This window comes from Thiospirochaeta perfilievii (genome assembly GCF_008329945.1).
Taxonomy (GTDB): domain Bacteria; phylum Spirochaetota; class Spirochaetia; order DSM-2461; family DSM-2461; genus Thiospirochaeta; species Thiospirochaeta perfilievii.
Genome location: NZ_CP035807.1, coordinates 3,533,846 through 3,560,118 on the forward strand (window position 1 = coordinate 3,533,846; position 26,273 = coordinate 3,560,118).

Sequence of the window (26,273 nt, forward strand, 5' to 3'; positions counted from 1 at the left end):
GGTTATCGTCGACTAAAATACTACTAGTTGGTATTACGATATACTGGCAAATAAATAACAGAGGTAAGTAAATGTACGCTTTAGTTGAAATTAAAGGAAAGCAGTATAAGGCTGAAAAAGGATCTTTATTAAAGGTTGACAGTCTTAAGAGTGAAGTGGGTACCGAAGTAGAATTCGATACTGTATTAATGATTGGTGGGGACAATAGTAAAATTGGAACACCATATGTGTCTGGTGCAAAAGTAAAAACTGTAATAGAGCACAATATCAAAGATAAGAAAGTTCGTGTTTTTAAATATAACAGAAGAAAAGCTTATAGAAGAACTCAAGGACATAGACAACAGTACTCTTTAATTAGAGTTTCTGACATTCTAGAGGCTTAATATTTGATAGAAGTTATTTGCATTACAGAGGATTCTTATTTAACATATTTAAAAGTTTCCGGTCATGCAAGTAAAGATCGAAATAATACTATTATTTGTTCAGCAGTTTCATGTTTAACAAGAACAGTATGTGAGATCACAACAAGGCTTAAGGGTGTTTCTTCTAAGTGTAGTGCCCCCAATCCTGGTGATGTTTTATTAACTATTGAAAGAGTTAATGAAAACATTAAAGATAGATTCTGTGGTATAACAGATTACTTACTTATAGGAATTATAGGAGTAGTTAGAGATTACCCAGATTCTGTAACACTTAAAATTAATAATAAGGAATGGTACGATGGCTCACAAAAAAGGTGGTGGTAGTTCTAAAAATGGTCGAGATTCTCAATCTAAACGACTTGGTATAAAAAAATTTGGTGGCGAAGTTGTTAAAGCTGGTGAAATTATTGTAAGACAAAAGGGTACAAAAATTTATCCAGGTGAAAACGTTGGATTGGGTCGAGATTACACTCTTTTTGCTAAAGAAGCAGGAAAAGTTGTTTTTGGAACTAAAAAGAACAAAAAGAATGTATCTATAGCTGTAGAGGCATAAGGAAACTATATTTGCGTGGTTTTATAGACGAAACTCGGATTGAAGTTTTCTCAGGAAACGGAGGTCCGGGTGCAGTCTCTTTTCGAAGAGAGAAATACGTAGAAAAGGGTGGTCCCGATGGGGGCGATGGGGGAAAAGGCGGAAACGTTATTTTCCAAGTTAGAAGAAACCTAAAAACTTTTTCTCACCTTAATTCTAAACATACTTTTAAAGCTAAGAATGGTGGACAGGGTATGGGACGAAAAAAACACGGTGCCAATGGTGCCGATGTTCTTATTCAAGTTCCTCCTGGTACAATTATTAGGGATTATAACTCAAAAGAAGTGATTATTGATTTTTCTGATTCTACAGAAAAAGATTTTGTTTTTTTAGTTGGTGGACGAGGTGGTCAAGGAAACTGGCACTTTAGATCTGCTAAAAGACAGCTTCCTCGTTTTGCTCAACCAGGTGAAGAGGGGGAATATCGAGAACTTCTTCTAGAATTGAATATGATAGCCGATCTTGGTTTTGTTGGTTTTCCTAATGCGGGGAAATCGAGTCTACTAAAAATGTTAACTAATGCGGATCCTAGGGTCGCAGAATACGCTTTTACAACTAAAATACCTAACTTAGGAGTTATGAGAATTCACGATAAAGATGTGATATTGGCAGATATTCCAGGTATTATAGAAGGTGCCCATAGGGGAACAGGATTAGGTATAAGGTTTTTAAAGCACATATCAAGAACAGCAGCTTTAGTTTTTATGGTGGATTTAAGTAATCCTGAATTCCTAACTCATTATGAAAAACTCTTATTTGAAGTTGGAGAGTTTCAGCCTGAACTTTTAGAAAAACCTAGACTATTAATTGCTACTAAAACAGATATCGAAGGTACTGACGTAGCATTGAAAGAGTTAAAAGAAACATATCCTGATCTTGAAATTACAGCAATATCTGTTTTTGCTAGAACAGGAATTGAAGAGATAAAGAAGAAATTCTTTGACTTATCACATAAATGAAAATAGCTATTTTAGGGGGGACATTTAATCCTCCCCATTTTGGTCATCTTTTTTTTGCAAATGAAGTAAGGCAAAAATTTGGGTTTGATAAAATCATTTTCGTCCCAACATATATATCTCCCCACAAGCAATATAGTATATTATCAAGTTCTAAAGATAGGTTAGAAATGCTTAAATTAGCTACTAAAGATATACCTTGGGCTCTAGTTTCTGATTGTGACATTAAACGAGGTGTTATTACTAGAACTGTGGATACAATTGATGATATCAATAAATTATACAACTTAACTGATAAACCAAGTTTTATTATAGGAGATGATTTAGCTCCAACATTTCACTTATGGAAAAATCCCAAAGAGTTAGTAGAGAAGGCAAATATAATAATTGGAGTACGAGAAAACCTAAGTTTCGACTTTAAATATAGCCATTCCCTTATTAAAAATAGAGTCTTCCCACTATCTTCATCTGAGATTAGAGAAAGAGTTTCTTCAGGTCTAGATATCGATTTCCTTTTACCAAAAGAAGTGATAGAATACATAAGAGAAAATGGATTATACAGAAGTAATAGTAAAGATTGATAATTATTTAAAGAAAAATATAAGTGAGGGTAGGTATCTTCATTCAATAAAAGTTGCTGAAATGTCTTCTTTGATAGCAAAATTAACTAGAAATGATATGGATATAGCTTATATTTCTGGTCTTGCCCACGATATTGCTAGAGAGTTTAAGGTAAGAGATTTAAAGGAACAAATTTCAAAGTTCAATATTTTTTCAGAAGAGTTTTTAAAAATGCCTCAACTTTATCATGGGCCAGTAGGTGCTGCTTTTGTAAAAGAAGAATTCTCTATTATTAACAGTGATATTTTAGAAGCAATAATGTTTCATACAGTAGGTTTTCCTAATATGTGTAATAATGCTAAAATTATATATGTTGCTGATTATATTTCCCTAGATAGAACCCATATAGATAAGGGACTAAGGGAAGCTATTTTAAATAAAAGTTTAGATAAAATGGTTTTGGATGTTATTAATCTTTCAAAGGATTTTTTAATTAGTAAGGGTAATTCCTTGGTTAAGGAGACAGAGGATATGTATAAGAGTTTAATGGAGATTAATTTTGAAAAAAAATAAAGAGTTTGATAAAAGCTTACTAATTTTATTAGCCATAATACTTATAACAGCAATGACAGCATTCTCCCTTTATTTAAATGTTCGAGTTGATAAAATATCCCAATTAGTTAAAGAGAAGGGTGTTATTAGTATTTTAATAACTATTGTTGAGGATAAAAAGCCATTATTAACCCAGGTTTTACTAATTAATACCGAGACTAACAAAGGTGCACTAATTGACGTTCCTGAAAACACTGGGACTATTATGTCCTCTATGAAAAGGTATTCTAGGGTTGACTCTATTTATAATGAACAAGGTGTTGATGTCTTTAGGGATAAAATCGGAGAGATTTTAGCTGTAGATTTACCATATCACTTGGTTATAGAAAAAAACAACTTCTCCCAATTAGTAGATCTTTTTGATGGATTAGATATTTTTATTTCAAAGGCTTTAGAGGATAATACTACCCACTACAGTATACCTTCTGGAAGTGTTGTTCTTGAAGGTGATAAAGTACTTCAGTACTTAGATTTAGAAATATCTACAGAGCATAAGACTGGTAAAGTTAGTCGTAAACAAAAAATAATGCAGAGCTTTTTAATGCAGGTTAAAAAGTATTCAAAAAAAATTGTAATAGAAAAAAACTTAGTTCAAATATCAGAAAAAATAAGAACTAATTTGGATATGAACTCCTTAAAAAAATTGTTTGATTATCTAGGCCAATTAGAAGTGGACAGACTTGTTTTGCAGGGGATATTAGGGGAGAGTAAAATTGTTAGTGGTGATGAACTAATCTTCCCTTACAATAATGAGAATCTTATTAAAGTAAAGGTGAAAATGATACTGATAAATCTTAGTAACCCTGAGGTTATTAGTGATGAAAAAATTAATTTTAATATAGAAGTTTTAAATGGAACAAATGTTCCAGGATTAGCATCCCGTGCTGCTAACCATCTAAGTAGTTTTGGTTATACTATTTCAGGTATTGGCAATGCAGAACGTGGGGATGAAGAGCATGAGTTTACCAGTATACTTATTAGAAAAGATAATAGGGAAGCTGCAGAAGCTATAGGCGAGTTGATCAATTGTGATTATATACACTCTCAAGTAGAAGAGGGAATAGATGATACAATTGATTTTACAATCATATTAGGAAAGGATTTTGATGGAAAACGTTGTAATTAATGATGTGTTAACATTAGCAAAAGAGATTGAAGGGTTAAAGGGTAGTAATACATTAGCTCTTAATTTAATGGAACACTGTTCATGGACAAGTTATTTTATAATAACAACATGTAGTAGTAATGCCCACTTAAAGGGTGTTGTAAATGAAATAAGAGGGAAAATTCACTCTATGGGATACTCTATAAAGCAAAATAGAAAGAATACTGGTGATAGTAACTGGGTTCTTCTTGACTGTGGAGACTTTATTATTCATCTTATGAATGACGAATTAAGAGAGTACTACAATCTAGAAGAACTATGGAAAGATTCAGAAGTTGTTTACTCTTCATCTTCCAATGTATCATAGTGATCCGCTTCTTCTTGATCTATAATACTTAAGTTATCGATAATATCTGGGTCAACTGGCTCAGGTATGTCACTCTCCATCTCATCTTCAAAATCTTCATATTCATCCTCTATGGATTCATCTAAGACAATGCCATCATCTAAAATAGAATAACTATCATCTACTTCTTCGTAGTGATCATCTTCGCTATCACTGTATAAAAATTCATTTGAAGAAAACCCCATCTGTTTTTGACTGATCGATAAACCTGAAAACATAATATTCCTCTTATTAGAAAGTTAATATGAATATATTTATAATACATTGTCATTGTCAATAAGGTTTTCTTAATTAAGTGATATTAATGCAAATAAAGATTTTAAAAGTACCAAAAGCATCATTAATGTAGTATGTTTGGGAGACATCATAGTCTGAAACGCTAGAATATATCGAACTTCCAACTATTATAGATGGAGGAGTTATATTTGAGTCTAAGCCAATACTAGAAAGGTGAATTGTAGATCTACCGGAAATTTGATTAGTTATTTCACAAAATGTAGACTTGTGGAAGTCTCCAAAGCTTGATGAATCTATCTCCATACCAATATAATCAGCTAAAATATTAACAAAATTTGTAGCACTTTCAAAATCTGTTTGCAACATTAAATATCCGTGCAATCTTCCTGTAAACCCAATAGTGATTAATATGGAAGACTCAATATCTCTCTCTTCTAGACTTATCGTTGCATTATGGAAACCTGATTCATTCATTATCTCAGATATTGATTTTTTGAAACATTCTAATGCCTCTTCAGATATTTTACTCATAATAGAATTATAGGAAGTAAATTTTTAGTTGTCAAACGTATAATATTTTTTTTATTACAATCTGTTTTTGTGGGTTCTAGGGATTAAATGAGTAGAGTAAAGTTGTTTTAAGTAAATTGAGCACTAAAGCTGCTTTCGGCCTCTCATTAGGCGATTATTAGCCATATTTAGAGTTTTTAAGGTGATGCCCTGATCATATAACAATAAATGATCACTCTACAGAGATTAAAAACTAGAATCTTTAACTTTTTTATACTAAAGTTTAATTATGAAAAGATATGTATTCATTATTCTCTGTTTAGCACCATTATTAAATTTATACACCGAAGATGTGGCTGTTATTACTGCTGGTGGTGGGAAGTTTTTTTGGAATGAGATTATTAAGGGAGCATTACAAGCTGGGGAGGATTATAACCTTACTATCTATTCAAGAGGTCCATCAGATGAACAAAATTATCAGAGCCAAAATGCAGCTATAAGTACCGCAATTGAAAGGGGGTGTAAAATTATACTATTAGCTCCAACTTCAAAAGAGCAAAGAGTCTTTATTAAGGATTTAAAGGATAAAGGGTATCCTACTATATTTATCGATAGGGATATAGGTGGAGATAGGGTAGCTCTTATTGAAACTGACAACTATAGTGCAGGAGTTCTAGCTGGAAAAAAGATGGTAAAAGCTTTAAATGGTAAGGGCAGAGTTGCTATTTTACGGATGGCAAAGGGTCTACTATCAACTACAGATAGGGAAGAAGGGTTTAAAAAAACAGTTACTGAGTTAGGACTTGAAGTTGTTTTCGATGATTATATAGGGGTTGATGTAGGTGTTGGTAGAAAAAACTCATATGATATATTAGAAAAACTCCCTGAAATAGATGGAGTATTTACTCCTAATGAGTCTACTACAATATCCACCATAGTTTCTTTAAGAAGATTACATAGGGAAGGTGATATTATTCACATTGGTTTTGATACTTCTGATCTAATATATAGAGCAATTGAGTCTAAAGATATATACGGAGTTATTATTCAGAAACCTTTTGATATTGGTTATAATGGAGTTAAAGAAGCTAGTAAATATTTAAATGGCTTAACAGAAATTGAAGGTTATAAAACTGGATTTGACTTTATAAACTTTTTAAATATATCTGATCATCTAGCAGATAATGACAGAGATTAAACATCTATATTTATGTAGATTTGGAGTGTAAATTGAAAAAAAAGAGTTATAATGAAAAAAATATACTTTCCATAATACTTATAGTTTTTATAATAGCAAATTTTTTGGTGGGTTCCAACTACTAACAACAAATAGCGATAGAGTATATATATCAGTTATTCCAACAATTTTTATCCAATTCTCTCTTTTGATTATAAGTAAAAAAATTAGGACAGAAATAACAGCTACAATAATTGGATTATCCCTAGTATATACTTCAATTACAACTGTAATATTTGGGGATATTTCTAAGGAGTATAATAACCCTCTAATTCCTATTATTATGGGAATCGTAATTGTAGGTGTCTTTTCATATAGAAAAAGGTTAACTATTTCAATAATTATCTTATCAGTAGGCACCATGATTTTTTATCTATTTAAGCAGTTAGAATTAGATCCAACTGATGCAGTTTATGGAACAATTATCGCCTATATCTTAAACTTTGTAATTATATCTGCTATATCAATAAACTCAACTATAATGAATTTTAAAAGATATAAACTATCATTACAAATTGAATCAACTAATAAAAGAATGTTAGCTGGAGAGAAACTTAAAGGGTCAGAGATTATTATGCCAGCTATATCCCATGAAATATCAGGACCTTTAAGTAACTCTAGATTGGTTGCAGAGGTTTTATCAAATGAGATATCAGCATTAAAATTAAATTATATTCATGGTGTCAAAGAGTCTTTAAATATACTCTTTGACTCTCTAGATAGAGCAAATAATGTAATAAATAGGTATAAAAATATTTCAAGGAAAAATGATGTTACCAATCCTGCTATTTCAATTATTAAGTTAATTGATATGGTTAAAGATAGCTTAAATCTCTCACAGAATCTAGATTTTATTATAAATATTAACTCTTTAGATGATATGAATATAGTTAGTGGATCAGCTTTTATTCCAATTTTAAGAGATATATTTGAAAATTCTATAGTTCATTGTGGGGGAAATAGTACTACAGTTATAACTATATCTTGGAACTATATAAATGGCTCTAACCTTTGGGAAATTATTATTACTGACAACGGATCTACTGTTGATAAAAATATAAGTAAATACCTTGAACAACCCGTTCTTAAGAGTCAAAATGGTGTATCTAAAACCACTCTAGGGCTTTATTTTAGTAGACTAAGACTTGAACATGAATTTGGTGCTAAAATTTATTGTGATGAATCAAATAAACAGGGTACAAAAATCGTAATATTAATGCCAGCTAGTTTTATTGAGATTCCTAAATAATATTTAAGATGAAAGTTAATCTAAAAATACTCTGTTAATAATTAAAGTTTCATCACTATTAGTCATATAGTATAAAATATTTTCTTTCAATCTATAATATTTAAAGCCCATATTATCTTCTAACTCTATAGTTGTGTAACTCTGTGATGTTTTTGACTTAACTATTCTATTCCCCAACCTATCTATCCAGTATAAGTAGTCTCCACTGTTTCCAATGTAATATGCATCTATTCCTTTATTAAAAAAGTTATAGTTAATTGGTAAAATCTTTTCTTTTAATATAAACATTGGGTAGTTCTCTTTATCTCCTAATCTTCCAATATCTAAAAGTCTTTTTGAGTCTAAAACAACTGTCTTTTTATCTTTATTATATATTTCTGGTAGCTCTAAGTAGATAAAATCATTATCAGAATAGATAAACTTAGGTATACAACCAATTGGAAAATTTCTTTGTGCCATAAGTGACCCTGATCTATTAAATAGGTATAAAACATAGTTATTATATATTAGATATTCACTCTTTTTTACTTCAAAGTAGTTATTTTTAGGTAGTAGTTTTTCTGACAATGTAATGGTCTTTATAATTTTACTACTCTTAATTATTGAAATAGTTTTACTATCCATTGAGGGGATGTGTAAAAAGCCGTCAGAATCTATGTCGAAAAAAATATCATTCAATTTATAGTTTTTAGTATCCTTTACTATTTTCTGAGGAAATATATCTAAAGCTATTAATAATAAAATAAGAAGTATTTTCATTTCTATATCTTAAGTTCATAAAGTGGGATAAATCAATAATAAAAAAATATTATTCGGAAATTATATGTTTTTTGAAGTTAAGGCCAAATATTAACTATAGGAGGAGTTACAAAGTCAAATATAAGTAGGTTGTTATGAAATATTATATCTTTATTACTCTATTGTTATCCTTCTCATTTACTTTCTCCAATGAAAATATTTTTGAGAATAGTTATGAGCTCTATGGAGTTTCTAATCTAACAGATCAAGCTATGATTAGATCAAGAAGTGGAGATGATTATTTTTTTGGGATATCCCAGGGGAATTTAATTGCAAAAAAAAAGGCTGTAAATAGTAGTTATTTTGATACCTATTATTTAGATTTTGGTCTTTTTGATATTGATATAATCCATGGTGTTAAAAGTGTAAATTTTAGTAATGATAATAATATATTACTTATACATTGCAGGTCTAATTCTACTAATTACATTTTACTATTTAGATTTATTAACAACTCTTTAGTTTTAGTTAGAGATATATACCAAAGCGATAGTATTATAAAGTTTAAATCTATTAAGTTATTATTTGATGAAGCTATATTTATAATATATGAAAAATCAAAAATTATACTTCTGAATTATTATTTGAATAAAGATGAAGTATTAAAAAACAGTATACCTATAGATGGGGATTATGAGAAAGATATTGTTTATACTGATGTTGCATATAATATAAACATTTCCCTAATATTAAGGGATAAAAAAAGTTATCAACTTTGGCACTTCTATATCCATAATAAAGAAGTCGTTTCTAAATATATAAAAGAGATGCCTATTAATGACATTAAATCCTTTTCAATTATACAGACTACACCAAAAATACTCTTATATTCAGAAGATAAAGAGTTAAGTACTTACTACTATTTTAAAAATAAGGGTTTAATGTATTTTGAAGTAGATAATTATTCTAAGGAAGGGCTTAACTATTACAGTAATAGGTTAAACAATTATTTAGCATTATATAGTGGTGAGAAACTTTTTTCATTAGACACTTTTGAGGAGTTAGATCCAGATCAATATATAATTGATTCAAGTATAAAGTACGCTTTTGAAGATATAAAAATTACTAGTACTGGGGAAATAATTTCTGTTGAGTCAAATACTCAATCTTATCAAATAGATACATCTGTTATAAATAATTATTTTTTATTAAATAAGTTCCTTTTTACTATTAAGGATAGTGGTATATCTAAAACTTTATCCTTAAATTATTTAAGTAAAGAAGGGATTGTTAATTTTTCTGAAATAGAGATGAATAATTTTGTTTTGAATAGTGGTCTTCTAGATTATAAGCCTGGATTATTTATTCTACCTATAGAGAATCTGTATATTATAGAGAAAAATTGGGACTATCTTTTTTCTGATCACCCTCCAATAATATTTGATAACTATATTCTATTTAGTATAGCAAATGTTAAATATATAGGGGCTTTATAATGGGTAAAAAAAGTCTCATAATTTACTTATTTTTAATAACAGTTAAACTCTTTTCATATGAAGCTGTTTTAATTACCCCAACATCTTCACAAATTGATAATTATTTTAAAGAATCTATTACTATCTATTGTCAAGCTGACGTTACAAGGAAGACAGCATCTTTTGATTTTGAAGTCTACTCTGAAAAAGGGAAGTTATTAAAAACGAGAAGAATAACTAATGATTATATCATGGATTTACCGGTTAAAGATCCTGGAGTCTATACATTCAAAATTTATTATCGATATTTTTTAGGTTCTGGACGTGAGGAGCTTGACACTGCATCAATTACTGTTTTTAAAGATGTAAAAGCTCCAACTCTTTCAACTTCTATAAAACCTAACTCGTGGACAGATGGCCTTGTTACTGTAACTGCAACTGGAGAGGATGAAGAGTCAGGGTTAGATGAAATTGAGTATAGTCTAAATAATATCACATTTAATAAAGGTTCTGAGGTTAAATTATATAGTAATAACTCATATGTTTATTTTAGAGTGAAAGATAAAGTTGGAAATTTGTCTGAAACAATAAAAAGAGTTGTTAATAATATAGATAAAATATTACCTTCTTTATCAGTAATACAAAACCCAAATAATGACACTTGGACAAATAAAAGTGTTTACCTTACAGTAAGCCCTATTACTGGACCATCAAAAGTTAATAAAATTTTATATAGGGAAGGAGATACTGGTAGTTGGAAATCTTATAGTTCTCCTATTAAAGTTAACGATAATAACTTTTTTTACTTTAAGGTTAGAAATAATGCGGGAATATGGTCAAAGGAGTATAAACATTTTGTTAAAAATATTGATAAGACTCCAGCTATACTAAATTTTTCAAACTTCCCCAATATATGGACAGATGGTTCTGTAACTGTTACTCCTACACCTTTTGATGATGAGTCAGGAGGCCCCTATATAGTTCAAGTAAAAAATGAAAATGATATATATACAAGTGTTGATAGTGTAAAAGTTGATTCAAATAGTACTCTGAATTTTAGAGTAAAAAACAGGGCAGGAAGTTGGTCAAATGATATACCATATGAAATAAAAAATATTGATAAAAGTGATCCAGTAATTGAACTTTTTGAATCTCCAAAGGGTTGGACAAATAACTCTAAAACTGTAACTGCTATAACTTCAGACCCAGAGTCTGGAATAATTTCAACAGAGTATAGTTTTGATAAGATAAATTGGTTTTATGGGAAAACTACAACTTCAATTGTTGAAAATTCAAAAATCTATTTTAGAACTACAAATGTTGCAGGTAGCACAACTTATAAAGATTTTATTATAGATAATATAGATAAAACTCCACCAACTTTTAATCTTAAAACACCTTCTATACTACAATCAGATCAATTTCAAATCGAAATTTTAGACCTGAACACTAAGGATTTAGACTTAGGTACACTAAATGTTACAGTAGATGATAAAACAAATATTAACTTTATAGCTAAAAAGGATAGTGTTAATAATAAGTATGTTATTGATTTTAATATATTATCAAAACTAAAATTAGGGCCTCATACTATTAAATTTACAGTTACTGATAATGTTGGTAATAAATCTAAAGATAGTTCTTTTACTTTTTGCAGTGTTAAGGGTTTGCAGTTAAGTCTAGATAAATCCTCTTTTTTTATTATAGATAATTATACCCAAGGTGAAATAGTTTTAAAAACTTTAAGTTTGAAAAAACCAAGTGTTTCTGGTTTTAAACCTAATTCTACATATAAAAATAGATATTTAAGTAGTTCAGAATTTAACTATGAATATAGTACTGATGGAAAGAACTGGGTTCCCCTTATAAAGGACCTAAAGAGAGATACTGTTATAGGTAGTAACAATCAGCTAGATATTCTTGATGGTTCTAAAACTCTTTTTGTACGTGTTGTTGATAGTTATAATAATTCAAGTCCAGCTTTAGTTTACAGTTATACTGTTGATAAGACCCCTCCACAACTTAAGTTAATAACAACTTCGCCTTCAAACTCTTGGAGTTCAAAGGATATTAACTTACAATTATCAGTTTTAAATGAATCAGAGGAGTATAATATCTTCTATGATTATAAACCATTAGGTTCTGTAAATGGAACCCAATACCCTTTAAATGATAGTGGTCTTATTACCCTAGGAACTAACTCTGATAATGGAAGTTACTCGTTTTATGCAAAAGATAGAGCAGGAAATATTACAGAACAAAAAAATAGAGTAACTTTCATCTCAAAGATTGATAAAAAAGTTCCCACAATATCTATTAGTGGAAATCCATCTACATGGACAAATAAGAGTGTAACTTTAACATCAAATATAATTCATGGAGAATCGGGGATAAAAAGAACTCAGTATTCACTTAATGGTGGAGTTCAGTGGATAACAGGAGACTATGTAACTATTCTCCAGAATCAGAATGATATTATGTTTAGAACTCAAAACAATGTTGATATCTGGTCTCCTGTAACAAAAATTGATGTTATATATATTGATAAAAAAGAACCTGTTATCGACTTTAGTATTAGTGTAAATGGTAATGTTATGGATACTAAAGCTAATTCAAAAGTGGATATATCCCAACTATCTATAGAAGAGGATAATCTTAAAAATATTAAATATCTAATTGAAGGAACTAATATAACTAAGGAGTTAAATATAGGTAGTTCTTCAGATTTTAGTATCCCTCTTCCTAAATCCCTTGCAGAGGGAACTTATAATGTTGTTATTTATGGTGAAGATTTAGCAGGGAATATTGGTTCTCATAATAAGAGTTTTGTTTTAGATAGAACCCCACCATCGATTAAAGGTTTAGATTTGATAATCTCTAAGGATAATAAAATCTTAGGTAATGATGATGTTACAGGAGATCAAAATCTAAATATGAAATACTCCGGTTACGATAAAAGTATAATTAATCCAAGGTATAAATTCTATATAACTAAGGATCAACCAGGGGTTATAGAGAGTTTAGAATCAAAGGTTAAATTCTATAATTCTGAAACTAAAATTAATCTTAAAGAAAATGGGCTATATTATATCTATACATATCTCGTAGATGATGCAGGAAATCTCTCTGAGGATTATATGTTTAGAACAATTAGATTTAATAGTAGCTCCATTATGCCTCCTGAAATCTTCGGTGTTAAAGAGGCTAAACTAGCCACTGATGTTATTACATATAACAGTCCTCAATTTATAATAACTCCTAAACTTAAAGATAGTCTCGGAGTTAATATTGATTATGGAGATATTATTATCACAGGGTATAATTATAAGTTATTTAAGGGTAGTTATTTAAATTTTGAAGAAGAGAATAATTTTTTATCAGGGGAGATTAGTGCAGAAGATGGCATATATACACATTTAGGGTTTGAATCTTTAGAAGATAATCTACCTAGCGAATTCTATACTCTAATTGTTCAAGCTAAAAGTAATACAGATCAGTTAAGTCCCTATTCAAATAAATATCATTTTAGAATTGATACAACTCCCCCTGAGTTTTTAGAGGTAAACTCTTCTTCTCATACTGATGAGAATAAATATTACTCCTATGATTATGTGGATATTTTCTGGGATAATCCTTGGGATATGACAGGAGTAAAAAAGTATAAGTATTACTTAAGTAGCGATGGTCATAATTTCTCAGAAGGAGATACCAGCAATGTTATTAAAAATGGAGATAGATTTAACCTACACATACCCTTTGATAACACTACAGTAAATGGCTCCCTATTTGTTCATGTTGATGCCATAGATTATGGTGGTAATGTTAATAAAAATAATTCAAGAACTCTTGAAGTTAAGATAAATAGAGATATTCCTGAAGTTAAAATAGGTTCAATAAAAAACAGTATAGAGACTAGAAGTTCTTTGATTCGTTGGGAAGTTAAAAATCGTATAATATCCCAATCTATTGTTTTGGTAAAAGATGGAGTTAGTATAAGTACTATACTTCCAGGTTCTTCAAGGGAGTATTTATTAGATAACCTTGAACCTGGAGAGACATATAAAGTAAAGATTTATGCTTTTTCAGACTCTACAGAGTCCCTTATTGGCATGGATTCAATAGAGTTTAACATTGATGATATTAGTAATACTATTATTGAGCCAGAGAGTATAGGTTACACATCCCAGTTTAGTGGTTATAGAGTCGAAGGTGAATTAAATAGTAGTAATATATCATTGTCAACTGGAGTGCTTTTCATTCCAAAGGTTTTAGATTTTATAGATGGTGATGTAGTTATTAATGAGGTTAGTTTAGACAATCTTCTATTTGATAATAATAAATTTATTTCTGGTGAGAATAATAGTCGATCCTTTTCTACGACAATACACGGCTTTAAATTAAATCCTAATCTAAATAGTAGTATCATTATAAATCAAGGAGATGGATTGACTCTAACTAAAAGGAGTTTAGAGTACAAAATAAATGAGAATGAGTTAAAAAATATTCTGTTTAATAATATATATATAAAATCTGCCTCAAGTTTAGATTTAGAATCAGATCAAAATGAAATTATACCCTTTGAAATTTTATCAACTTATAAAAATACCCCTTCATGGTTAATTTCAGGAGTCTCAAATGTCTCATTATATAAAAAGTTTTTAAAACTTAATAACGGATTTATTGATTTGAATCCTTATTCTGATCTAAATATTGTTGACTTTAACAATAGGGCTAGTAAAAAAATTGATCTATATAATATTCTTCTAGATTCTAGTAGAACATTTATTAGTGGAGATATAGAAAATACACTACTATTTACCATTGGATTTGATGAAACTTCTTTAGGTTTGAAGGTTACAAATTCAAGAATTATACAAAATAAGCTAGTCATTGATAAAGCAGAGTTAAATTTGAAGCCAGGTTACAATGTTTATGACTCTGAAGGTAATATTAGCAAGGTAGAGATTGTAAACTTAAGAATAGATCAATACGGAAATATTCTCTCTTCTCCCACATTAGTATCCCCCTTTTATATAGATAAAGGGAATAGTTCCTTAATATATATTGATAATCTTAATTTTTCAAAGGGTGGGATTAGTGGAGACGGCAATGTTTTATATAATAACAATGTCATTAAGAACTCCAATTTTAAAAATCTCTCCCTAACTAATTCTGGGGTAAGTGAATATTCTACAGGAGATTTAATAAACAATTTCAGTTTAATAACTAGATCAGGTTTTAATCTATTTGCCTTAGCTAATAGTATAAAAATAGTAAATAATGGTTATCTTATAGACCTAGGAGTTATTGATTTATCTCCCTTTGAAACAGGGTTGAAATTCAATATATTCGATATGATTATTGATTTTAATTATAAGGATATTATTAGAAAAGGTATTAACTCTGTAGGGGAAGTCTTATTATTAAAAAATATAGACTATTTCAAAACCGTAGATAACAGTTTTAAGGTTACTGATCTAGAACTTAATAATAGTAACCTAGTTGCAAAAAGAACGGAAATACAACTTCCAGATTTTTTTAAAACTGAAAATATTGTTATTCAAGATATTGTACTTGATATTAACCCTCAGACAAAAGTAGGAACATTTGGTAGTGGAGTAATTGATTCAGAAACAAAATCCATAACCTTAGAAAATGGCTTTAAGATGATATTTAAAACAGGCCGATATCACGATAACTTAATAGAGATTCCAGAGTCCTATATATCACTTCCTACTGGCTCGAGTATAGAAAAAGTTAAACTATTAAATTTAAAAACAAATTTTTATGCTACTACTTATGATCCTCTACCTTCTAAAATAAGTTTTGAGAAAAATGGATGGAAGTTTAATATATACAATCCATATTTTACAAAAGAGGGAATTACAGGTGAGACAGTTCTTGAATTACCTATCCTAGGAACTTTAGAGAGAGTAAATCTTGATAATTTTATACTAAAATCTGATGGAACCTATGACATATTAGATACCGTTACTAAAACTTCTCAAGTTAACATTGGTGGCTATAATGTTTTAGTAGATGGAGTAACTATTTTAGATAATGCAAATGAACACATAATTAATTTTAAATCAGTAAACTTTTACAATCGGGATAAAAGTATTAATTTAGAAATTAAGGATATTTCTTTTAACAGTAATGGAGAGATACTTGCCTCAGGCTCAGAAGTTATCCCTGAATCTTTTGTAAGTGAAAATGGTTATACCGTAGAGGCTAGTGGAATTCAATATAGAGATGAGAAACTCTATTTAAAGGGTGACTTATATCTTCCAGAATTTATGGGAGCTTTAAAACCCTTAGTTTTTGATAACTATTCTATGGAAATAGACCTAGATTGGAATATTATATCTCCTCCTATTAAGAGTTCTTTGGGAGTCTTTTTTAATAATGTAGAGGTAAATATAAGTAATTTTATAATATATGAAGATGGAATATTTATTGAAGATAGCTTGGTCAAACTAGATGATAATAACTCATTTATCATTAAAAATAGCGCATTTGATAGTGTTGGGACTATTTTAAGCAGAGGTTATATAGAAGTTGAAAATCAATCAATAACAATATCTGACTGGTCTATGATTTTAACACAGGGTGGATTTTCTAAAAAAGGGATTTTCCTAGAATCCCTGGTCACACTACCTAAGGAGTTAGGTTATGGAACACTATACTTTGAAGATATGTTGCTTTATAGGGATTCGGATATAGTCAAATTTAAAACAAATACAGTTATTGACTCATTGGAATTTTACTATAATAAAACGTTCTTTTCATTTGAAAAAATCAGATTAAACCCAGACTATATCACTATTTCTAATGGTATAATAGAACTCCCTCAAAATGAACTTTTAAATGGTGAGGCTATAAATATAAGCTCTTTTAGAATCGGTAAGGATGGTTCTTTTCAACTTTCTGGATCAGATGTAGAACCTATTAGCATAGATGGATTTGAGTTATATATAAATAACTTATCTCTTAAAGATAGTGTTTTGGATTTAGCGGGGTCTGTACAATTTCCTGTAGGTTTTGGGATTTCAGAATTAGCGGGAAGAGTATTTTATATAAAAACATTTAATTACAACTTCGAGTCAAATCAATTAATTTTTGATGTTGAGTTAGATAGTGTTATTATAGAAGTTTTAGATGGCTGGACTACTGAGATATCAGAAATTAGTATTTCAAATAGAGGTATTATTGTTGGAAATGGTATTATAAATTTTCCAACTACTTGGTTAAATAATATCTCTGTTGATAGTGTTGGATTTACAGATTTATACTTTGATTTTAATACAAATAAATTCGATATTGGTTCTATTGATATTAGTAACGTTATTGTTGATTGCCAAGGGTACAACTTTACTATTAATAATATTTCATACTCCTCTTTAGACGGATTTATATTAGCTGGAGAGTTTCCATTAGATAATCTATTTAAAGGTGAAAAAACTTCTCCTGTATTAGTCATTGATAAGTTGCAAATAAATAGTGATTTTTCAATAAGAGAATTAATCGCTGGAGTTAAAGGCTTTAACCTCTCTTTAACCCCTAATAGAGAATTACTATATTCTGGTTATATCGGTATTGAATCATCTATAGACTATGGAGTTTTAATAAATTTAGATGGGAAGATAGAAATAGGGACATCATTCGCTGTTGAAGATATGGTTGGAGATAGTTTACAGATAGAATCCTTTAGTTTTGATATGTTCAATAGGGAAATTATTAGCCTAAATGCAAAAGTTTTAATTGATGAAAAACGTTTTTTAAGTACTCAGGTTAGTGATTTTGAATTTGGTGTAAACTTTACTAACAAATCTGATGTTATAACATTTGTTTTAGGTGGTAATGTAGAAATCCCTAATTCATTTCCTGGAATTGGTGGAGAGATTTTTACACTATTTGGTGAGTTTGACTCCCTTGGTAATGTAAATAATTTTATCTCAAGTCTAACTATATCATCAGATAAACCACTATTAGGTGATATAACTTTAAAATCTGGTTCTAATGTAACACTTCTACCTATCCATAAGGTCGTAGGAGATAAAAAATCTCTTAGTGGTTTAGAGTTCTCATTTAAAAATACGATGTTGGAATTTAGTAATAACTTTACAATAGAGAGACTTAGGGGAGGATCTATTGAAGTTAATGAGTTAATTCTTAATACAGAGATGGGTTTTGATAAATGTGACTTAAATTTTGAAATACCTGAAAGCTTTGACCTTTTTGATAATATTAAACTTTTAAATGGTTCAATATCCCTATTATCAAATCATGAGAATGATATAGTTACTTCCATCTCTGGTTCTCTTCAATTACCTAAAACTGTAGGTGACATTATTATAGATATTAACAACTTTAGCGTTAGTTCTAAGGGTTATTTGAATCTTGATATTAGTGGTGAAGCTGATAATGTTACAATTATAGACCAACTAAAACTGAATAATGCTAAAATTACAGTAGGAAGCAGTGTTAATAATGACGCACTGGATTTCTATATAAGTGGTGATTTTAAACTATTAAGTAGTTCGTTACCTAAGGAGATAAGAAGTTCACTATTAACTGGTTCTATAATATTCTCAACTAATGGTGGTATAAAGTCTTTTAACCTAGGTTTAAATTCAGGAGAACCTCTAGAATACAAACTTATAAAAGGTGTTACATTATCCCTTAAAAAGCTATCGATTTCTGATCAGGGTATAAATTCCTCTGTCTCTTTAATACTAGAAAATGGTTTTTATGGACTTGAAGGTTCATCTAGAACAGAGGGCTCCATTTTTATTGATTGGAATGGAAAGATTACTCAATCCAACATAACATTAACTACACTGTATCTTAAATATGCAGATATGGGTTGCCTTATCTCAAATATGAAATTAAATGAGAATGGGCTTAATTTCCAGTCGGCAATATTAGAATTACCAACTTCTTTAGGTAGTGGCCAAGTTGAAATTAATAATGGTGGTATAAATAGTAGTGGAAACTTTTATGGAGATTTTAATGTTGGAGTTTTAAAGGTTGATATTTTAGGGTGTTCTATATCCCTCTTTACTCCAAAGTTAGATGTAAACAACCAACAAATAACTTGCTCAAAAGCAATGTTTGAACTACCTGATGCATTAGGGGCAGCAAGTGTAGAGTTAGCAGATGTTTCTATAGATTCAAATGGATTAAGTATTAATGGGGGTGGTTTTACACTTCCAGATATTGATACTGGGGTGATGAAATTCTCTAATATGGCTGCAATATTAACAATAAGCGGTGATGACTATGAAATTGGTGCAACAGGAACTGTTTTTATAGCAGGTATGGGTGAAATTGAAGCTACAATCTCATTTGTAGATTTATCAATACCAAACTACCCCATTGGGTTAAAATATGCGTATTTTAGTTTTGAAGCATCAACTGGAGGTATTCCTTTAGCTACAACCGGTATGTTTCTTACAGGTATAAGGGGTGGTTTGGCATTTGGTCCTCCTGGTAACGACCTTCCTAATGAGTTTAGAGAGAAGTTTACAGATGGAATGAGGATTCAGTTAGGAGTTACTCTTACTGATAAGCTTAAAAAAATTCAAGGTGAAGCAGACTTCTGGTTAAATGTCTCCAATATGGATTTTGCCCTAAAAGGAAAACTCCAATTCTTAAATGGATTATTTGAAGCTTGGGCTTTAGCTTTGTATACACAATCATATGGGTTAGAGGTTAGTGCTGGAGTCGATGTAAATTTAATAAATAAGTTTTTTGTAGAGGGATTTATTCGAGCTCATATTTTTGAGAAAAACAATATGGCAAAGTTCTGTGGTGAAGCAACTGCAGGAGTTTCTGTTCAGGACCTATTGTTTGGTTTTCCTGATAAACCTTTTAATTTAGGGGTTCTAGGACTAGAAGTTGGGGACTTTAAAGGGGATAGGCACGGGTTTAAAGGTTATATCTCCCTGAAAATAATAGGGAAAAAGGGGTTCTATGTAGGAACAAATGGTGACTTTAAGCTTGGAGATGTTAATTCATATTCTCTTCTTGATAGTGTATCAAGGTCTATTAAGCCTAATAACTTATTAGGAGGATTAATAAATAAGAGATATTCAGTTGTAAGTGAGAATACTTTAAGTCGGAGTATAGAAAAACCTAACAGTCGGGAAAGAATTATATTTAGTCTTGATTTTATAGATGGAGATCCAATTATAGTTGCAATAAGTCCTTCTGGAGTAAGATATTCAGAGGGTGATGAAAACGTGGTTGTAGAGAGAATTGCTAATAAAATATTAATGGCAGTCGTTAACCCTGAAGATGGCCAGTGGGAAGTTGAGGTTAATAACTTAGTACTAGGTAGTGAGTATAATTTAGAGGCTATTAGTTTTGATAAAAACCCTGAAATAGAGCTGGTTTCTCCTAGCTTTATTAAAGAACATAGTACAAAAAAGTATGATGTAAATGGTACTTACGTTATCTATAACAATCAAAATCCTGAAATTTCAATCTACGCTTCAAGGGAAAAGGGTGCTTTAAATGGGATTGAGTTAGGATCATTTTTTCCTAAAAAAACAGATATATTTGATTACACCATAGATACTAGTGGATTAGATAATGGTGAATATTATATCTATGCAGGTATTTATGATGGTCAAAATCCAGAGCTATACAGCTATGCAGAGGGTTCAATAATTGTTAATAATGATATTCTTGGATTTCCTAAAATAAATGATTTAGTCGCTGGAATTTCAGATGATAATGTTGTTAATATCTCTTTTAGTCATGAATTGAAGTCTAAAGCTAAGGGTTTTAACTTAAATATAGAAAATAATGAAACAGGTGAGATTGAAATTTTAAACATTGGTTATTTAACAAAGTTTACACTTTCAAACCTAACAAAGTCCGATATATACACCTTATCTGTAATACCTTATGACCATATTGGTCAAGCAGGGAAGAAATCAAACTTAGTTGTTGTTGACTATAATAAGAGTAAACAGTTAGTAAATAGTTTTAATTTACAAACAGACTCAATAATTGTTGATATAGATAGTAGTTCAAAAGGTTCAATAGTAGTAGAAGCAGAGCAATTTATTCAAACTAATGGTTCAAACGATTATGTTGAGTTAGAAATAAATAATATCCCTAGTTTTCTATCATTAAGACAGATAAATAATAGGATAAATTTAGAAGATATTGGCAGTTTTGATTTTGATATAATATGTGTAGGAGAATATTTAATTCAAAATAATTATGGAATTGAAGTAAAAAAATATGTAGAACCAGGTGAGTATTTTATAGATGTCTCAGTTAAAAACATAGGGAATGAAAATGTTTTCAAGGATATTTCTATTCCAGTAATAATAAAATACTCTGATCCCCAGATAGATAATATAATACCAAAAAACTGGCATGTTTACGATGAAACAAAAGTTGAAATTAAGGGTTCAGGTTTTTCAACTAATACTACAGTTAGTTTTGGAGGTGTAGAGTGTGAAGTTGTTAGGCAGAATCAGACTACACTAAATGTTATTGTGCCAAGTCTTAATTTAGATAATAGTGGGGTACTTAAAATTTTAAACCCAGGATCTTTAGATGGAAGTAAAAAGATAAACCTATTAAAGCCATATTATAAAATTAATGAAATTAAAAAGTCAACAACAATAATAAGTGGTGGAAGTACTTGGCTATATAGTAAAATTAAACCGTATAACAGGTTTGAAGAAAGAGTATATTTTGAATTGATAGAAGCTCCAAAAAATTGGGATATATCCATAACAGAGAGTATAGATGTTAACTCTAATTTTGTGTTAAAGGTTACTGTTCCATTATTGACTCCTAATGGTTCATATCCTATTAAAGTTAAAACAGGTAATAGTATAAATACATATTTTGTAAATGTTGTAGATAAATATCCCTCTCCATATATCTCGGCACTCTCATCCCATAGAGGCAATATAGGAGATTCTATTACAATCTATGGGTACGGCTTTTACCCTGACTCCGAAGTTAACTTAAATGGTATAACTATACCCAAATTTAATCAAAGTGAAGATTATATACAATTTATTCTACCAGAAGATGCAAAAAATGGTGTATTAACAGTCAAAAGAGGTATGCAAACTTCAAATGGTGCCCTTTTTGAGATCCAAAATAATAACTTTAATATTTATCCTCCTAGAGATACTATTCAACTTGTTCCTGGAACGAGTATCACAAAAAGAGTTTATATAAATGGATATGCTGATAATGTAAAATTAGATGTATATGCAAATAGTAGCTTAATAAATCCTATTTTAAGCGAATCTAGTATTACTCCAAATGGTTTAGTTGATATAAGAATAGATACTAATAATAGTATAAAGAGTGGGACATATAATGTAACTATAGAAGGAAGAAGTAAGAGTATTATTAAAAGTAGAGTGATAACAGTTTCAATTGGGAATAATATCGCTTTTAAAAATAGTGTTTTAAAGGACGCAAGAGTAGATAATGAGTATAGTGATAGACTCATTGTGGAGAATAACCTAAATGGTTATTCATTTGATCTATTAGAAAATAGTACTCTCCCTTATGGTTTAAGTTTAAATCGATTAACTGGTGAGATATATGGAGTCCCAACTAATCCTGGTTCTTATAATTTTAAAGTTAGAGTTAGTGAATCTAAACAAAGGTATAGTGAAAAAGAGTTCACAATTACAGTTCTTGATAGCGGCTGGTTTAGACAGCAGGGGCCTAATGGAAATAATAAATTTAATAATACCTTATCTCCTGGTAACGATAAAGTTTTATGGGAGTCTAAAAAAGATAAAGATGCAGAGTACCTCTTATCATCAATGGGAAATATTTATAGAGTATCAAATTCAACTATAGAGGCTTTTGATAAAATAACAGGGAAACTTAAGTATAGAATTAACGCAGAGATTGTAAAAACATCACTAAGTGGGGGATTTATTCTATCCTTAGAACGTAGATTTAGAGACTCCTTAGATTTAACAAGTAGTGTTAGTAATACTCTCTATAATGATCAATATCTTATTATATATGATCAGAACACAGGAGGAGAAGTTGCAGCTTTTAAAGGAGTTTCACAGTATAATACCCTAAAAAATCGGGTATATATAAGGATAAATGGTAGAGTTGAATCCCTCTCTATTGATAACTTGGATGTTAGATCAGGTGTAAACAGTGTAGTTTTAGAAAATGGAGTAATTACCACAGAAGATTCTCTTCTCAAGCTTAATGAGAATAGGATTGAAGAGTTTCAAAATAACAATTTCAACCTAGTTATTGAAGAAGATGTAAAGATCTGTTTTGTTACAACATATAAAGAGAATCTTTTTACTATGAATAACTATGGAAGATATCAAGAGTACAAAACAGGAAAAACTATTAACACCGGGATAGCTGATGGAAAATTAGCTGTTGGTGAGTATTTTACAGTTGCTTACAATGATTCAGAAATCTGCATATTAAATAGATCAGATATGTCTTTAATTTATAAAAATATTAAAGTTGACGAACAACTGTTAACAAAGGATAAACTAATAATTTTAAATGAAACAGGGATAACTTCAATTAATTTATTCTCTGGAAAGATCATATGGAGAGGATTGGGAAACTACAGATCTCTGATTTCATGTGGTAAAAATCTCTATGTTTTAGATGAAGAGAATAGGGTTATCTGTTTTGGAGGATCAGTAAATATTGAACCTCCTGTTACTACTCTTAACATTACACCAATAAAACCTAATGGATTAAATGGTTACTATAATATTAATCCAATTTTTGATCTCTCTTCTTTTGATAAGGAAGGGGGGTGTGAGGCAAAATACAGTATCGATTCTAATAATTATATAAAGTATTCAGAGCCTAAAACTCTAGGTGATGGTAAATATACTCTTAGTTACTTTTCAACAGATAATTTAGGCTTATCAGAGAAATTATCATCACTAAAGCTAAAAATTGATACAGTTAAGCCAAAAACAGAAATGTTTATCGATTCAAAAAATAAAAATAGAGGTTTTTATAGGCAGGCTCTTACTCTGAATCTATTTGCCACCGATGAGTTAAGTGATATAAATAGTACTTATTATATAAAAAATGGGAAAAAGTTCACATATAAAGATCCAATATTTTTAGACAAAGAGGGCTCCTTCCAACTTTCATGGTGGAGTCAGGATAATGCAGGAAACTTAGAGTCAAAAGTTAGTAAAACCATATCCATTGATCTTAACAATCCAACGGTTAGTTATAACCTTGTTGATGATGGGGATAAAGAAATTTTATCTATAGAGGCGGAGGACTCATTTAGTGGGATTAACAGAGTGGAATATAAAATTGATGACAGTATTATTTCTAAATATAGTGAACCTATCTCTTTTAATAAAGGCAAAATATATAAAATAACCTTTAGGTCTGTTGATAACTCGGAAAGGAGCTCCTACTGGAAAGAGATAGTTTTGGATCTTACTAATATTGAGTCTGCTAATTTAATAGAAAACTTATCAACTAAGTGGGGTCAAAGTAGAGTCTCTATAAATAAAAATATTCAAATTGGTGATGATCTATTTACAATAAAAAATAGTAAAAAGAAAGATATAAAGATAAAACAGCTTCCTGATTATTTAGCAGGTGGCGAGATGGTTCTTAACGACTATAATAATAAGAATTCAATGGATAAAAACTTTTACAGTTTTAATGCTGGATTAATAATAGATTTATATCTATTAAAAAACAAAGATTCTAGGATCATTTTAGATGATAGTTGGGATTTAGTTGAAAAGGATGTGGAAATTTCCCCTGGTTATTTTCCTGGAGGGGCAGATGTCTATCATAAAATATTTGCACAGGGAGATTTTATTGTAATTCCTGGATCATATAATTGGAAAGATTCAAGTCCAAATATTATTATTGCAAAAAGAAATTCAGGAGCAAGTCTAAATATTATAAGTCCTACACCAGGTAAATCTTTATATCCATTAAGTAATTATTTCTGTAAATCTTCTTTAGTTGCAGGAGAAGTTTCTAGATTATGGTCTTATAGATTGTTAGGGGATGATTGGATCTCTCTAGGATCTAATACTAAAGGATTTTTAGAACTTCCATATCTAGACCAAAACAGTTCATTAGAGCTTAAAGTTGATGTTAGAGTGGAAAATCCTATGGATAGAGTAAAATATTATACTATATCAAAAAAAAGGGTATACAGTGTTAAAAACCGTAGTGGATTAGTTATATCTGAACCAGTATCAGGTTCACAAGTTCTTCTTAATATAACTACACCACTTAAGTACTCTGTTACGGGTATAGAGGGGGATACTATTATTCCCAAAATTAGTTGGGAAACAAATTCTGGAGAAATATCTCAGGGCAATTATACCCCTAATTTAATAGGAATAACCGAGATTAAATCTATGTTTCTTACTTATGGTGAGTACATGAAGATAAATAAACATAAATTAAATGTGGTAGAGAAATATAAAAAAGAAGTTTTTAACTTTACAGAGGGCTTTTTAGGTAGGTATTCAACCCATGAAGATGGACGAGTTTATGGTTTCTCAGAAGATCACAGTTCTAATGCAAAGATAAATAATGGAAAAGTATCAGTTTATCTAAAGAAGAACTCATCCTTTGATTATCTGGTTAATAATGGCTTGTACCAAGTAAAAGTTTTATTAGGACCATTAAGTAAAAAAGACGTTCCTTATATAAAGTTTGAGGATGATACTATATTTATAGATACAACTCAGAAAAGTAAAATATATAGTGTGGAGACATCTGTAGATGTTAAGGATAATATCCTTACAATAAGCGGTTCTGATAATCTTAAAATTATTAGTATAGAATTAGTAAGAACATTTAATCATATAAAAAATGTAATTACTGGCCATTAGCTTGATTAGTTGATTTAAAAAAACCGCCTTATTCGTATGTAATAACGCTTTTTATCGAAAAAGTTTTACTTTTATTTTATTTTTAGGCGGTTTATTACAGGATTATTCAACAAAAGTTTCTATTGACAGTAGAGGTCTATTGGTAGAAAAAAGCATTTTTTCATCTGTATAACTGTGTTTATTTTTAATGATCTATAGGTGGAATGTTGATTGACCTAGGAAGTTATAATTGTTTTTTATACCCTATTAATTATAGTATAAAATATTTATATACAAATAGTTTTCAAATAAATAT

At 29.7% G+C, this 26,273-nt stretch carries 15 protein-coding genes; 12 read left to right on the forward strand and 3 right to left on the reverse strand.

The window, feature by feature from the left end; genetic code table 11:
• Positions 1-71 precede the first annotated feature (71 nt).
• Genes rplU through rsfS form a run of 8 tightly spaced genes read left to right on the forward strand, consistent with a single transcriptional unit; the run spans position 72 to position 4,615 of the window.
• Entirely contained in the window at positions 72-383 is a 312-nt protein-coding gene (rplU, locus tag EW093_RS16420; protein WP_149569436.1) for a 50S ribosomal protein L21, read from the forward strand.
• 3 nt (positions 384-386) lie between these two features.
• Entirely contained in the window at positions 387-746 is a 360-nt protein-coding gene (locus EW093_RS16425) for a ribosomal-processing cysteine protease Prp (RefSeq protein ID WP_149569437.1), read from the forward strand.
• Positions 721-975 carry a 50S ribosomal protein L27 gene (gene rpmA, locus EW093_RS16430; RefSeq protein ID WP_149569438.1) on the forward strand — a complete coding sequence of 85 codons (255 nt, stop codon included), beginning with the start codon at positions 721-723 and terminating at the stop codon, positions 973-975. Before EW093_RS16425 ends, rpmA begins: the two co-directional genes overlap by 26 nt.
• Positions 976-986: 11 nt before the next feature.
• The gene (obgE, locus tag EW093_RS16435) at positions 987-1,973 is read left to right on the forward strand and encodes a GTPase ObgE (protein WP_149569439.1); all 987 of its coding nucleotides are present in this window, start codon (positions 987-989) and stop codon (positions 1,971-1,973) included.
• Positions 1,970-2,551 (forward strand): nicotinate (nicotinamide) nucleotide adenylyltransferase, encoded by a 582-nt coding sequence (gene nadD / locus EW093_RS16440; protein ID WP_149569440.1) that lies wholly within the window; start codon positions 1,970-1,972, stop codon positions 2,549-2,551. The genes obgE and nadD overlap by 4 nt, the downstream gene beginning before the upstream one ends.
• The gene (gene yqeK, locus EW093_RS16445; RefSeq protein ID WP_149569441.1) at positions 2,520-3,104 is read left to right on the forward strand and encodes a bis(5'-nucleosyl)-tetraphosphatase (symmetrical) YqeK; all 585 of its coding nucleotides are present in this window, start codon (positions 2,520-2,522) and stop codon (positions 3,102-3,104) included. Before nadD ends, yqeK begins: the two co-directional genes overlap by 32 nt.
• On the forward strand, positions 3,091-4,269 hold the full coding sequence (locus tag EW093_RS16450; protein WP_149569442.1) for an LCP family protein: 1,179 nt from the start codon (positions 3,091-3,093) through the stop codon (positions 4,267-4,269). Before yqeK ends, EW093_RS16450 begins: the two co-directional genes overlap by 14 nt.
• The gene (gene rsfS / locus EW093_RS16455; RefSeq protein ID WP_149569443.1) at positions 4,250-4,615 is read left to right on the forward strand and encodes a ribosome silencing factor; all 366 of its coding nucleotides are present in this window, start codon (positions 4,250-4,252) and stop codon (positions 4,613-4,615) included. Before EW093_RS16450 ends, rsfS begins: the two co-directional genes overlap by 20 nt.
• On the opposite strand, the gene EW093_RS16460 is transcribed toward rsfS, so the two are convergent.
• Both EW093_RS16460 and EW093_RS16465 read right to left on the reverse strand, forming a co-directional pair.
• A complete protein-coding gene (locus EW093_RS16460) occupies positions 4,588-4,872 on the reverse strand; it encodes a hypothetical protein (protein WP_149569444.1) in 285 nt (94 codons plus the stop codon). The two genes, rsfS and EW093_RS16460, sit on opposite strands and share 28 nt — an antisense overlap.
• A 73-nt stretch (positions 4,873-4,945) precedes the next feature.
• Positions 4,946-5,422: a chemotaxis protein CheX gene (locus EW093_RS16465; RefSeq protein ID WP_149569445.1), complete on the reverse strand. Its 477-nt coding sequence runs from the start codon at positions 5,420-5,422 to the stop codon at positions 4,946-4,948.
• A 268-nt stretch (positions 5,423-5,690) separates the two neighbouring features.
• On the opposite strand from EW093_RS16465, the gene EW093_RS16470 reads away from it, so the two are divergent.
• On the forward strand, positions 5,691-6,599 hold the full coding sequence (locus EW093_RS16470) for a substrate-binding domain-containing protein (protein ID WP_149569446.1): 909 nt from the start codon (positions 5,691-5,693) through the stop codon (positions 6,597-6,599).
• 187 nt (positions 6,600-6,786) lie between these two features.
• Positions 6,787-7,887: a sensor histidine kinase gene (locus EW093_RS16475; protein WP_149569447.1), complete on the forward strand. Its 1,101-nt coding sequence runs from the start codon at positions 6,787-6,789 to the stop codon at positions 7,885-7,887.
• A 15-nt stretch (positions 7,888-7,902) separates the two neighbouring features.
• Here EW093_RS16475 and EW093_RS16480 read toward each other — a convergent pair whose 3' ends face one another.
• A complete protein-coding gene (locus EW093_RS16480) occupies positions 7,903-8,646 on the reverse strand; it encodes a hypothetical protein (RefSeq protein WP_149569448.1) in 744 nt (247 codons plus the stop codon).
• 134 nt (positions 8,647-8,780) lie between these two features.
• On the opposite strand from EW093_RS16480, the gene EW093_RS16485 reads away from it, so the two are divergent.
• Complete coding sequence (locus EW093_RS16485) at positions 8,781-10,121, forward strand: hypothetical protein (RefSeq protein ID WP_149569449.1); 1,341 nt, start codon at positions 8,781-8,783, stop codon at positions 10,119-10,121.
• Complete coding sequence (locus tag EW093_RS16490; RefSeq protein ID WP_149569450.1) at positions 10,121-25,978, forward strand: OmpL47-type beta-barrel domain-containing protein; 15,858 nt, start codon at positions 10,121-10,123, stop codon at positions 25,976-25,978. Before EW093_RS16485 ends, EW093_RS16490 begins: the two co-directional genes overlap by 1 nt.
• The last annotated feature ends 295 nt before the right edge of the window (positions 25,979-26,273 follow it).

Bases quoted from the DNA above. Each gene is read 5' to 3' on its own strand.
- rplU (WP_149569436.1), top strand. From the start codon at position 72: ATGTACGCTTTAGTTGAAATTAAAGGAAAGCAGTATAAGGCTGAAAAA.
- rpmA (WP_149569438.1), top strand. From the start codon at position 721: ATGGCTCACAAAAAAGGTGGTGGTAGTTCTAAAAATGGTCGAGATTCT.
- nadD (WP_149569440.1), top strand. From the start codon at position 1,970: ATGAAAATAGCTATTTTAGGGGGGACATTTAATCCTCCCCATTTTGGT.
- yqeK (WP_149569441.1), top strand. From the start codon at position 2,520: ATGGATTATACAGAAGTAATAGTAAAGATTGATAATTATTTAAAGAAA.
- rsfS (WP_149569443.1), top strand. From the start codon at position 4,250: ATGGAAAACGTTGTAATTAATGATGTGTTAACATTAGCAAAAGAGATT.
- EW093_RS16460 (WP_149569444.1), bottom strand. From the start codon at position 4,872: ATGTTTTCAGGTTTATCGATCAGTCAAAAACAGATGGGGTTTTCTTCA.
- EW093_RS16465 (WP_149569445.1), bottom strand. From the start codon at position 5,422: ATGAGTAAAATATCTGAAGAGGCATTAGAATGTTTCAAAAAATCAATA.
- EW093_RS16470 (WP_149569446.1), top strand. From the start codon at position 5,691: ATGAAAAGATATGTATTCATTATTCTCTGTTTAGCACCATTATTAAAT.
- EW093_RS16480 (WP_149569448.1), bottom strand. From the start codon at position 8,646: ATGAAAATACTTCTTATTTTATTATTAATAGCTTTAGATATATTTCCT.
- EW093_RS16485 (WP_149569449.1), top strand. From the start codon at position 8,781: ATGAAATATTATATCTTTATTACTCTATTGTTATCCTTCTCATTTACT.
- EW093_RS16490 (WP_149569450.1), top strand. From the start codon at position 10,121: ATGGGTAAAAAAAGTCTCATAATTTACTTATTTTTAATAACAGTTAAA.